Genomic DNA, 11951 nt, shown 5'->3' with positions numbered 1-11951 from the left:
CCACCACCCACCCCGCCCACCGCCCGCAAACCGGGTGTCACGAGCACCCGCGAAGTCCGCTATTCTTCTACCTGTCACCGCGCAAGCGGAAGACAAGGCAGGTTGCCCGAGCGGCCAAAGGGAGCGGACTGTAAATCCGTCGGCTCAGCCTACCCAGGTTCGAATCCTGGACCTGCCACCAACAGCAGAACCAGCCCTTGACCAGCGCATATGCCGGTCAAGGGCTGTTCTCGTCTGTCCGGCTGTGTACGGCTAGCGTCGGCCTTCTACGGGTAGCCGTTCCCAATGCGTTCCCACGATCAGGGCGGGTAGCGTCCCAGATCCGGCGCATAGCGTCCGCCTCCTGGCCGTGGATGCACTTGGCGTAGACGCGCAGCAGGACGTCTACGCTGTGGCCAGCCCACGCAGCGACCTGAGGCGCAGGAACCCCGGCATTGAGCCATGTGGACACGGCGGCATGCCGGAGCGCATAGGGCACGTCCATGAGCGGCGATGACGCCTCCTCGGGGGTGAACGCTTCGGCTCTGGCCTCGTGGAAGACCTGGAGATGTTGGACATGGCTCGGATGGCATTCGGCCTGGCCCCCCGGACACCCGTTCACGTGCCCATCCCGCGACGGGATGACGCGCAGGGATTCGCCCAGCCAATCTCCCCGCCTAGCGTGGACCTCATCCAGGCACCAGGCGAGGGGGAAGCGATGCGACGACGACAGTTCGTAGGCCTGACAGGAGCCGCCCTGTTCAGCGCCGTGGTCGGCAGCACCAGCACCACGGAGAACCCCGCCAGCGGCATAGACGAGCTCGCCGCCGCCATGACCGAACCACTCCCTCAGCTCATGCGCGAGCCCACCGACCTCTCACCCCTGGCTGCGGCTGTCTACGACGCCAAGAACGCCTACCAGGCATGCCACTACACCCAAGTCCTGTTCATGCTCCCGCCGCTGCTCCGCTCACTCCGAGCCGCCGGCACGGTCATGGACGGCGCCGACCTCCAACAAGCTCATAAGCTGTCGGCCGAGGCACACCACGTGGCCGCCTCCATCCTGCTCAAGCATGAGGACAAGGGTCTTGCCTGGCTCGCGGCCGACCGTAGCGTCCAAGCCGCGCACGCCTCCGAGAGCCCTCTGATGATCGGTTCCAGCGCCCGGATCATCACCCACGCGTTGATGGACGGCGGACACCACCGCGCCGCCTACATCAACGCCACCAAAGCCGCAGAACACATGTCCGCCGAATTCACCAACCCCACCGCCAACGACCTTTCGGTGTACGGATCGCTGCTGCTCCGCGGGGCCATCGCCGCCGCCAAACACGGCACCCGAGCCGCCACCTTCGAACTCCTCGACGAAGCCGACCAGGCAGGCCAGCGACTCGGCCACGAAGGCAACCACATGTTCACCGCCTTCGGCCCCAACAACGTCCTGTGCCACCGCGTCAACATCGCCCTCACCATGGGCGACGCCGGAACCGCCATCGAAGCCGCCCGACGCGTCGACATCGACGCCCTGCCGATCAACGAACGCAAAGCCATACTCCTGATCGACACAACCCGGGCATTCCTCATGTGGGGCAAACACGAACAAGCCCTGCACGTCCTGCGAGCCGCCGGGCAAATCGCTCCCGAGGAGATCATCAACCGCCCAACCACCCTGCGCCTGGTCCGCGACCTCATGGAAACCGCACCCATCAGCGTCCGCCGCGACGCCCGCGAATACGCCGAATCCCTCGGAGTCACCGCATGACCAGCCCCACCGGCAAGGTCCTCTACATCATCGTGTGCGCCGCCGGACCCGCCGCCGACGTCGGCAAACTGGTCACCCTGGCCCACGACCAGGGATGGACCGTCCAGATCATCGCCACCCCGCCCGCACTCGGCTTCATCGACGCACCCGCCCTGGAGAAACAGACCGGCCGCCCCATCCGAAGCCAGTACCGCACACCAGGCGAACCCAAATCACCCCAAGCCGACGCCATCATCGTGGCCCCCGCCACCTACAACACCATCAACAAATTCGCCCACGGCACCGCCGACACCTACGCCCTCGGACTCCTCGCCGAAGCACCAGGACTGAACATCCCCGTCATCATCCTGCCGTTCGTCAACACCGCACTAGCAACCCGCGCCCCCTTCCGGCACGCAGTCGACCAACTACACGCCGAAGGAATCCGCGTACTCCTCGGCCCAGGAGACTTCGAACCCCACCCCCCCAACTCGGGAGGGAACCGCATCAACGCCTACCCCTGGAAGCGGGCACTGGAAGCTCTTGCCGAATTGAGCTCATAGGAATCAAGCCGCGGCGCGCCGCGCCGCCGTACCCGGCCCTCCACCGTCCGCCGCCCGGGCTGCGGCCTGGGGGCCGGTCCCGGACGGCAGCGCCCCGAGCCGTCCACCGACCAGCGCAGCCGCTGTTGTCGAACGAACGCACCGTAGGTCGATCCGCCGCCTTCCCGCCGTAATCCCTGTACCCGTTGCCTGATTATCCGGGGCGGGCAGAACCGGTCAAGGACGGCTGGACTGGCAGGACAACTAGTACAGGTGGAAGGTCACCGGAATAGGTACACGCGAAGCCATCCTTGACAGAACTTGCCCGAAAGCCCCGGAGATGGTAGCTGACGGCGAGCAGAGAGAAGCGGGCACTTGATACCCCCGCATCATCGTTCCCCGACGTAGTCGACCGGATCTCGCGAGGAGCAATCTTCTAGGCGCTGGCCGCGGGTCGCAATGTCATCGCGAAGCAACTCGCTGAGCGGCTCACTGGCTGCTCTCAGTCGAGATCATGGAGCGCCAAGTACGGAAGCGTGATTATCGGCATAAGAACCGAGGAGCTTCGCTCGCGCCCGATCAAGGTGGAACAACTGCCTGAAGTCGGATGATCATATAGCGCACGCCGAGCCCAAGTTGTGACTATGTGTTTGCCGACTCAGCTAAAGCGCTGTATTAATCGAGAAAAAAGTGGCTCGTGGAGCAACTTGGAAAGATCAAGACAGCCATACAAGGCGGCCATGGCGGTTCGAGGGTTTTTGAAGTCCTTTCGGTCATCACGAAAGAGTTGTGGACAAAATGCGGAAATATAGATGGAAAGCATCGCGGGAAAGTCGTGATCGGAAATTAGATGTCGGCGATCAAGTGTCTCATCCTTCCTCAGTTCACCGTAAGCCATGAATGCGGCACGCTGAGTATCGGGTTGGTTCGAAACTCGGGTGTTGGCGGAAAGTGAATCGCGAATTAGCTTAAAGTGATCAACTGTGATATCTCCACCATAGATGGTGCATCGCTTTTCTAACTTACCTATTAGAGGTGTCGCCTCGGGGCAATTATATAGAATATATCGGACCCGAAAAAGAGTCTCCAGCGGGTCCGCGAGGGCGTCGAGCACTGATTGCGCATCTATGTCGATAGGAGCGCGGAGCGTTACGCGAAGGAACTTTCCAAGAACGGCCTCATTGAAGCAGTAAGCCTCGATAGAGGCGTAATCCGTCCTTAACAGGCAAGGGTATTCGACGATCTTTTCCTCGAATGCAGTATCGAAATCGTCATCGATTATACAAGCGATTCGTTCAGCTATTTGTGGAATTTCGGATAATGCATGGGCAAGTGCAATCACAATATTCCTGTTTCCCCAGCTCAAGTCGAGCTCCTCCATAAGGTCTGGAGGAACCTCTACTCTGTCGGAGACCGCATAGACTGGGATATTCAATCCCGCCTCTAATAGCGCTTCGCGGATGATTGCCGAGTCAGTGCGCCCTTCTGTATATATCTCCCTCAAGGAAGGCTCCAGTTCATAGAGGGTTACCAGTTCTGCTATTTGACGGAGAGTCATCCATGTTCTCCAACCAGTTGGGCAAGGTAACTCCTGTTTCGAGTTACCATTTCGATTGAGTGGGTAGCAAGGATGAATTGTACATTTGCTCCGCGAACACATTCCAGTAGACTTTTGATTAGCTCCCGCTGCCATTTGACGTTCAGGCTCAGTTCGGGTTCATCGATCAAAAATAGGCTCGCCGATTCGCGTGCAACGAGGCAGTTGGTGAGCAAGAGAACCAATTGGCGCTCACCAGATGAGAGCTGGGCGGGCGTGAGAAGATCGCCATGCTGGGATCTTATTCTTAGGCCTTTGGCAGGGGTAAAGTGTATTCGTTTGTCCCGAAGATAGCGATTAACATTTTCTATAAAGGTTCGAATTAGCTCCTCGACTGGCTGAAGAGAATCGAAACGGGCTTTTTGCCCCTCGATATATGGGGCTAGGATGCTTAGCGCTGCCTCCCGTCGGCTATTTTCCTTAATTTGATCGAGCAGGCGTGCGAAATCATCCGTCGAAACGCGAGGTGCTAGCCCCAGCTCACTGAAGCGTGCGCTCCTGTCCCCGAGTTGCTGAAGATCGCTCAAAAGGTCATCGACCGTTCGAGTGCTTTCGGCGTCCGACACCGCGAGATGCGAAAGCACTTGCCTATAAATCGTGTCAGCGCCATAGGAGCCCCGCTGAGTGCCTGAAAGCAACTGTTGTCTAAGCCACTCATTAGCGCGCTGAATAACGGTTTGAAGTTCCTCCGCAACGCTGGATATTTTTTCTTCGGATTTGTCGTCCTCCGTAAAACCGGAATGCCGGCTCCGACCACTCGGCTGTTCGGCGTCCACATGGATGCGTCGATCGTCTGCCAGAAAGAACGGACGAGTCTTCAGCGCCTGGAGGTAGGGAGTGAATGCATCTTCATCTATTTGATTAGCGTTGTCAATAAAATCCTGCTTGCTCGAAGCGTAGATGCGGTAATTCGATCCGAGGATGCGTCGCATTGATTCCCTGGCAGCGCTCCGAAAATCGTTACCTATGACGGCCTGATGGACTTCGTCGTATAGATATTCCTGCTCTATACTGGATTGGCCGGGGCGCTTAACTATTACCGAATATGACCCGATAATGTTCTCCTTCTTCTGTACATCGATCGTATCGCCTCGACCTAGTCGGACGCGTAGCCTATTGAAAGGTATTTGAGCAAGCGCGGAACGGTGTCCTTTAAAATCGGCAGGGGAAAGAAGGTGCCAGAGCAGGCGCAGAACAGTTGTCTTTCCACACCCATTGTCACCATAAATAAGCATGAGGGGCGGGGCCCCCTTTTGGGCATCTTCTTCTGAAAGTGGACTTATTCGATAATTGTATCGACCATAGAGGCCCTCAACTTCCACTTCCGATATGAAATACCTCCTTGAAATCTCGGGGGCGCCGAACGAAGTAGGTGTTTTTGCCTCTGGCATTCGATCCTCGTAGATTTTCGTGAGATTGTTTGAAGTCTCGCAGCTCGGTAGTTGTACTTTTATCTTGTGGTTGGACTCCGGATTGTACCGCTCCAGCGCGCTGTTAGAGCGGGCTTTCGGCCCCTTCTGTCGATGGAGTCGCCAATGTTCGGCGAAGCGCCGTACACGCTCGACCCATCGACCTCTTGCAGGGCACGTGGCCTCTTCGATCGGCTAATGGGTCAGCGATCTATCGGATGAGACGTCGGAGGATTCGCCTACTAAAGGCCCGGATCCCTCGCGGCTCGAGCGGATGCTCCGTCCATCAGTGTGGGCCTGCGACAACGACCACGCTTGCTCTGACCAGCGCTACTTGAGACGCTCCTAGCCGGTTCCATCCACCGTTCGCCCTGGTCAAGCAGATAGGCGAACAATTCAAGTCCCCCACCGACGTGCATACCCATGGGCCAGTGGTCTCGTCGGTAACTGCTACTGCTGGGCGGATGGCGGCCGGGACGGTGATCCAGCATCCTCGCTGGTCGATTGTCCTAGACGACCCCACCGCGTCAAGGGCGCCGCCGGCGTCGCTTCGCGATCAGCTTCGCTGACCCTTGACACGGCGCTCTCGCCTTAGGGGTCGGCGGCTACGAGGAGGACGGGGAAGAACCAGGGGGCGGGAGGGTTGGTGCCCGTGACCTGGCGTCGGCGCGATCGTCGTGCCATTAGGGGCGGTCAGCAAAGGGCAAACACGGTCACCCTGGACTCGCTTCCAGCACGGGTCAGGGCCTGCGACTTGGGCGATATGGCCGATTTGCAAGCAGGATGTCAACGGTTCGAATCCGCTAGGCTCCACCAGGCAAACACCCCGTTACCGATCAAGGTAACGGTGGGGGAGTGACTAACCCTCTGAGTTGCTCGCCATCATGAACAGGACGTCAGCACCAAGAAACCGGCACCGACGAACAGGTCAGCGGTAGCCATCGAGGAGAGCGCGGTGAGCAGCCGACTACCGCTCTTGGTGCTCTCGCTCGCATTTTTGATCACGGTGGCAAGTAGCGTCCAGATGATGGAGATGAAGACCAGCGGCAAGACGACAGGGGATGCGTCACTCATGATCCGTCGGTCATTCCGGACGCCGCCGTCTTCGACAATAGCTGCTTCGCCTCCGGCGGGGGTGCTCTGCCGGTGGCTCCGTGATACTGCAACGAGTACTGCAATGGCCCCTCACAACTACATTCACGCGCGCATGCCCACACCAGATGAGTCCGAGTTGCTCGGACTACCAGCCGGTGAACCGGTCATGATCCTCCAGCGGAGAACATTCACTCGTGATGGCCGACTGGTCGAATTCGCCCGTGGTCTCCACGCCGCGTCGCGCTTCGCGTGGTCGTACACGTTCAAGATTCCCGACTGAGGACAGGTAGACGACATGAGTACCAGCACCCTAGTGCCCGAGGATCTTCGTGCCGACATAGAGATCCTGTGGGACTACCACGACATGCACCATGTCGCCCGACCATCAGACGTCGGTATCGGCTTGGGGAGTCACGATCTCGGGGTCGCCACCTGTGCTGCCGATCTCTATCACAAGGGCCTGTTTCCGCTGATCGTCTTCACGGGCGCGAATGCCCCCACCACGATCAGTAAGTTCCCCCGGGGAGAGGCAATCCACTACAAGGAGCACGCCGTGGAACAGGGGGTTCCCGATGAGGTGGTCTTGATAGAACCGCAGGCAACCAACACCGGGGAGAACTTCACCTTCACTCGCGCACTGTTGGCGCAGCATGGGGTCCCCGTCACGTCGGCTGTGCTCATTTCGCGTCCCTACCAGCAGCGCCGCGCGTACGCCACATGCCGGAAGCTCTGGCCGGAGATTGAGATCACCTGCGCTGCGCTTCCGCTGTCGCTCGATGACTATGTTGAGAGCATTGGGGATGTTGATCGTGTAATCAACATGTTGGTCGGCGACACTCAGCGGATCACGGAGTACGCCAAGAATGGCTTCGCCGTCGAGCAGCCATATCCGGATGATGTCGGCGAAGCCTTCGGGCGGTTGGTGCGGGCCGGATATACAAGTCGACTGATCTAGCGGTTGTCACATCTCAAAGCGGCCAGAGGCTTCTCGTAAACGGGTACGCGCCTCGGCCGTGGAGATCATTCCGCAGCGAACTTCACTCAATAGGTGGAACAAGTGAATGGTATCGATGACGGCACCATTCACAGAGGCGAAAGCGTGGACGTCCTCGTCCCGTCCATTCAGAAGAGGCTGTCGCGCTCCAGGATCACGGTCCTTGAACTGGTTGACGATGTACCAGAGCCTATCCGCAGGTTGCCCTGTTTCCTTCTGGTAGCGCAGTTGATGGCGAATGAATTGTGCGAATGCTCCCGACTGTGCGCCCTTGGATAGGCCCTTAACTTCGACGAGGCACATCCAACCGGGCACATCCGGATCCTCAACCCGCAGATCTTCGAGATGGTCGCCATCTGGTCGCTGACTGTCCACATCGGTTGCCTTGAACCCGATTTCCTGAAGGGCTCGATATACCGCTTGCACAAGGACGTCAGATTGTTGTGTCAGAAGTGCACGTTCATACTGATCGGCTTCGGCTGCGGCTTGGGCTAGTTCCCTCCGCAGCGATACTTGTTGTTGGGCGAACCGCTCCATTGCAGCTGCGTGGGCGTCTGCAAGTTTAGCGAGTTCGGCTAGGGCCAGTTGCTCCCGCTGTGTACGCCACTGAGGTTGGCGCGACCAATCTGGGTTGCCCGGAAATCTGTCGGGAGCCGAAGAATGCCATTCACCGAAAGCCGCTCGAATCCATGGAATAGGATCAGGGGTATCATTCGGTAGAATCCATGCCTCCGCGCTAGGTGACCTTCGATAGCGTGCTGCCAAGGCGAAGCCGTCCGCAGTTTCAATGAAGGCATCAATAGGCGGAGGAGGGTCATAGCTCGCGCTCATTCCGGGCGAGTTACTGCTGAAGCTAATTGAGCTGGACTTGGGGGTTTGAGTATGTTGGATAATTGTATGGTTGGGTCGAGCCTTTAGAACAGGCTCCAACTCGCGAACCAGGTCGCGTAGGGCTGGGATGAGGTCGGACTGGCGACGAAGTTCCTGGCAAACGTGCTTGAACTCTATTCTGATCCCCCTGGACCAGCGGTCGTTGTCCTCAATCAGCCAGTCGGATGCCGTCTCCCCTACTATGCATATTGCGTGGATGTGCTCGTGGAGTTCGAGTTGGCGCTGTCTTCTGTCGCCCTCTGGTAGCCCGCGATCCGTAATCAGCACATCCCATTCTGCCTGACGGACTTCAATAAGTGATTTTATGTGGCGCGTAGTCTCGGCCACCTTTAGAAGTTTCTCAACAAGGTCTGGGCGGTCAGAGAATCCACGGATCAGCACGCGAGGCCGTGGGCTGGTGTTGATCAGTCGATCCTCGCTCATCGAACCGCCTTTGATGGGATCCCACAGTGCTGGCGACGTCATGTTAGAGGACTGCGGCCCTTGTCTGCCTTGGTGGACCGCTCTCACGACTTGGAACATGGTTCCCCATGTGTTCCCTGAGATGTGGTTGCCGCCGAAAGGCGGCAGGTCAGAGCGCTATGATCGTCGGACTGTAAATCCGTCGGCTCAGCCTACCCAGGTTCGAATCCTGGACCTGCCACCAACAGCAGAACCAGCCCTTGACCAGCGCATATGCCAGTCAAGGGCTGTTCTCGTTTGCCCCGGTTGCCTACGGGCGTTGATTGCTCTCTACGGCTATCTGTGGTAAATACGCGGGGAAGTTTTCGGACCCCCAGGCGATGGCTTCCGAGATTCGGCGCATTGCCGCACCGGCTTGATCGTCGATGCATTTGGCGTAGACGCGCGGCAGCACGTTCACTCTGTGACCCGCCCATTGGGCAACCCGGGGAGCGGGTACGCCGGCGTTCGGCCACGTCGAGACAGCGGAGTGGCGCAGGCAGTGACTTCGATCCTGAGCCGGGAAGTCCTGGGCGAACGGGGTCGCACCACCGACGTGAGGGCACCCTCCGGATCCTTCCGGAGGGCGCCCTGTCGCGTCTGTCAGAACTTGGGACAGCGCCTCTTCGGGGCCTCGCGCCGCTTTATCCCGTCCTCGCGAGCTGGTAGCGCCTGGGCGACGCCGACTGACAGGAGCGCCCACCCGTTCAGCACATCGCCCTTCTTGATGACCTTGCCGGGATTCATGGGGTCGCCCTGCACGCTCTCATTGGGGTACACGAAGCGCACCCCCAGGAATCGATAGGAGTGCGGATCGAAGATCAGTTCATCGCCGGTGTTGTAACCGACGGTGTCGAGCAGGACAGACACCCCGGGCCGCCCGGCAGCGTCCGTGACTCCTCGTTTGACGATCAGGCCGGGAAACTCCGCAGCCACCCGCAGCAAGCGTGCCGTTTGGAGCGGGTAGGCCGCCGCCACCTGAATCTTGATCTTGACGTTCAAGAACTGGTTGGCGTATACGGGAACGGTCCCCTTGGGGATGCGATAGCTCAGGTCCGCCGGCCAGGAAGGCGGATGCTCATAGCCGCAGAGGATGGGGCTCAGCGTCTCCACACGTTCGGTCGTCGAGCGGTCGAGCCAGGGCCCCTTGCCGTCCGCGGGTGTCCACACCTCGGTCGTTGTGTAGGAGGCGCTTCCCCTGGTGCTCAGTGGCGCCACAGCGGCGCGGACGTACCTGTACTCTCCCGGCTTTGCCTTCAAAAGCGGTTGCGCCTCGGCCACGTCGGCGGCCCGCCGCAGGATCTCCGCACCGCTCAGCAGCGGCGGCTCGGGTGGCGGCGGAGGGCCGACCGAGACCGGCCGAAGGAACACGGCGACCGTCATGCCCACCAGCGCGGTCGCCAGCGCCGCCAGGAACGGACCCAGCCTCTTCCAGCCGCGGGGGCGGCTCTTCGCGGCTCCGTCCACGAAACGGGCCCGGGCGGTGGCCAGGTCGGCCTCGGTGGCCGGACGGCGTTCGAACAGGGTCTCCAGCTCACGCATCGGGGGCCTCCAGCGCGGTCTTCACCTTCGTGCGGGCGCGGTTCAACCGGGAGCGGACCGTGCCCACGGGAATCGACAGGGCCAGCGCCACCTCCCCGTAGGTGAACTGCGCCCAGGCGACCAGCAGCAGCACGTCGCGGTCTCCTTGTTTCAGCGCGGCCAGGGCGTGCAGCAGGGGCCGGTTCACGGCCAGGGTGGTGACACCCTCCTCGACGAGGGCGGCGATCGTCTCGTCGGGGCCGTTACGGGCGTAGGCACGGTAGCGGGCCAGTTCCCGGCGGCGGTGTTTGCCGATCAGGTTGGACGCGATGCCGTAGAGCCACGGCCGGGCGTCGGTGTGGTCGGGGTTGTAGACGTGGCGGCGGCGGAAGGCGTCCAGGAACGTGTCGGAGACGACGTCGTCGGCCACGTCGGGGCCTAATCGGCGGGCGACGTAGGCGTGTAGATGGGGTGCGTGCCGATCGAAAAGGGCGGCGAAGCACTCGGGGTCGGTCAGGGACCCGCGAACGAGGTCGTTGTCCCGGGCCGTCGCGGTGGCTTCCCTCATGGGATCCTCTCGGGCGGTGGGGTCTGCTGCTCTGCTTTCACCGCGAGCCGCCCGAAGGGTTCACGTCAACGACCTCGCCGCGCACCAGTTCTCGCGACTCTTGACCTCCACACGCGAGCCTATGCTTCGTAGCGGCGATCGTTTGTGTGAACACCGGCCGGAGCGGCATTCGCGCATGTCCCAGATCTGGGTCCCGGACCAGGGCGGCGGTCCACTGCGGGTACTCCAGGACCAGCGTCAGCGGTGGGACCCAGCCACGCTCGGGGTGACTCCGGTCGGATGAGCCTTCGCAGTGCCTCCGCCACCGGCGAGCGCCAGCCCTCCGGGGCCGAGTTCCACGCAGCGGTCGGTGAGGATCCGCATTCCGGCCCTTCGACCAGGGAGCCTCGCCCTCGGCCAGGCGTCCGTTCTCAAGGCAGGCAACTCAGCCCGAGCCGTACCCCCTGACGAGCCAGCGCCCGCCCTTGTTCTGAACCGTGAACGAGTGGCTCCACGGGTCGCCGTCACCAGTGAACTCGTAAGCGCACAGCCTGAAAGTGACGGAGACCCGGACACACTGTTCGCCCAGTTCGCAGTCGGCCTCGTAGGGTTCGCCGACTTCGAGGTCCGAGATGTCGATCCAGTTCTTGAACGGGCCCTGTGAGTTCTCGAACTCCATCGAGTAGTCCTCGCCGGGGACCATCAGGGCCAGCGCCGTCTCCGAATCCTTGGCGGTCATCGCCTCCAGCCACACCGTGACGACCTCCTGCGGGCTCGCGCTCGCGGGCGGCATGGCCACATCGTGCCGGGACGGAACGCACACGCACCCGGCCATCAATGGCAGCGCTACCAGATGGCGCCAGACCCGGAAATTCATGATTCGATACTGTAGATCAACTCAGGACACCCTAACGGTGCTTTGCCCGCCGGGAAGGTCATCGCCGAACAGGTACTCGATTCTCGCCACCCTCGGGTCCGCGCGGGATAGCGGGGAGCCACTAAGCGCAGTTCATCGATCGCTTACACCGCTCTCGAACATCGCACGCACGGAACGATGAGGTGATTGTGGCCCACGCGGTGAAATGCCTGACGGGTTTACCTCCCCATAAGTTCGTGCGCGGCGAGTAGAAAACCATCTCATCGCCAGGACGTGGCTGGCGAAGACGCGTGCCAGCACCGTGGTCCGCTTGCGTG

11 protein-coding genes and 2 tRNA genes are annotated in these 11951 nt (G+C 60.7%); 6 read left to right on the top strand and 7 right to left on the bottom strand.

The genetic code is table 11. The features are described from left to right. The first annotated feature begins 96 nt into the window (after window positions 1-96). The 3 genes from Aple_RS26915 to Aple_RS26905 all read left to right on the top strand — a co-directional run bounded on the left by Aple_RS26915 (window position 97) and on the right by Aple_RS26905 (window position 2283). Window positions 97-181 (top strand) — tRNA-Tyr (locus Aple_RS26915). A 516-nt stretch (window positions 182-697) separates the two neighbouring features. After that, complete coding sequence (locus tag Aple_RS26910) at window positions 698-1741, top strand: XRE family transcriptional regulator (protein WP_155347488.1); 1044 nt, start codon at window positions 698-700, stop codon at window positions 1739-1741. Then, window positions 1738-2283 carry a flavoprotein gene (locus Aple_RS26905; protein WP_155347487.1) on the top strand — a complete coding sequence of 182 codons (546 nt, stop codon included), beginning with the start codon at window positions 1738-1740 and terminating at the stop codon, window positions 2281-2283. Before Aple_RS26910 ends, Aple_RS26905 begins: the two co-directional genes overlap by 4 nt. Before the next feature lie 637 nt (window positions 2284-2920). On the opposite strand, the gene Aple_RS26900 is transcribed toward Aple_RS26905, so the two are convergent. From Aple_RS26900 to Aple_RS52205, 3 genes are all read right to left on the bottom strand, one after another. Then, on the bottom strand, window positions 2921-3820 hold the full coding sequence (locus Aple_RS26900; RefSeq protein ID WP_170321675.1) for a DUF4435 domain-containing protein: 900 nt from the start codon (window positions 3818-3820) through the stop codon (window positions 2921-2923). Beyond that, window positions 3817-5181, bottom strand: coding sequence for an ATP-binding protein (locus Aple_RS26895; RefSeq protein ID WP_170321674.1), 1365 nt, complete (start codon window positions 5179-5181; stop codon window positions 3817-3819). The genes Aple_RS26900 and Aple_RS26895 overlap by 4 nt, the downstream gene beginning before the upstream one ends. A 969-nt stretch (window positions 5182-6150) precedes the next feature. Next, window positions 6151-6342, bottom strand: a complete 192-nt coding sequence (locus Aple_RS52205) for a hypothetical protein (RefSeq protein ID WP_170321666.1) — start codon at window positions 6340-6342, stop codon at window positions 6151-6153. Here Aple_RS52205 and Aple_RS56065 point away from each other — a divergent pair. Next, on the top strand, window positions 6293-6643 hold the full coding sequence (locus Aple_RS56065; RefSeq protein ID WP_218038520.1) for a UTRA domain-containing protein: 351 nt from the start codon (window positions 6293-6295) through the stop codon (window positions 6641-6643). The genes Aple_RS52205 and Aple_RS56065 overlap by 50 nt on opposite strands. A gap of 15 nt (window positions 6644-6658) precedes the next feature. Next, complete coding sequence (locus Aple_RS26885) at window positions 6659-7318, top strand: YdcF family protein (protein WP_155347484.1); 660 nt, start codon at window positions 6659-6661, stop codon at window positions 7316-7318. Between the two features lie 6 nt (window positions 7319-7324). Here Aple_RS26885 and Aple_RS26880 read toward each other — a convergent pair whose 3' ends face one another. Further along, window positions 7325-8671, bottom strand: a complete 1347-nt coding sequence (locus Aple_RS26880; protein ID WP_155347483.1) for a hypothetical protein — start codon at window positions 8669-8671, stop codon at window positions 7325-7327. Window positions 8672-8813: 142 nt separating this feature from the next. Here Aple_RS26880 and Aple_RS26875 point away from each other — a divergent pair. After that, a tRNA-Tyr gene (locus tag Aple_RS26875) sits at window positions 8814-8894 on the top strand. 398 nt (window positions 8895-9292) lie between these two features. On the opposite strand, the gene Aple_RS26870 is transcribed toward Aple_RS26875, so the two are convergent. The 3 genes from Aple_RS26870 to Aple_RS26860 form a co-directional block, all read right to left on the bottom strand. Beyond that, complete coding sequence (locus tag Aple_RS26870) at window positions 9293-10231, bottom strand: hypothetical protein (RefSeq protein WP_155347482.1); 939 nt, start codon at window positions 10229-10231, stop codon at window positions 9293-9295. Then, the gene (locus Aple_RS26865; RefSeq protein WP_155347481.1) at window positions 10224-10778 is read right to left on the bottom strand and encodes an RNA polymerase sigma factor; all 555 of its coding nucleotides are present in this window, start codon (window positions 10776-10778) and stop codon (window positions 10224-10226) included. Before Aple_RS26865 ends, Aple_RS26870 begins: the two co-directional genes overlap by 8 nt. Before the next feature lie 424 nt (window positions 10779-11202). After that, window positions 11203-11634 (bottom strand): hypothetical protein, encoded by a 432-nt coding sequence (locus Aple_RS26860; protein WP_155347480.1) that lies wholly within the window; start codon window positions 11632-11634, stop codon window positions 11203-11205. Window positions 11635-11951 lie beyond the last annotated feature (317 nt).

The sequence above is a fragment of the Acrocarpospora pleiomorpha genome (genome assembly GCF_009687885.1).
Taxonomy (GTDB): domain Bacteria; phylum Actinomycetota; class Actinomycetes; order Streptosporangiales; family Streptosporangiaceae; genus Acrocarpospora; species Acrocarpospora pleiomorpha.
This window is presented reverse-complemented; position numbering and strand designations above follow the sequence as displayed.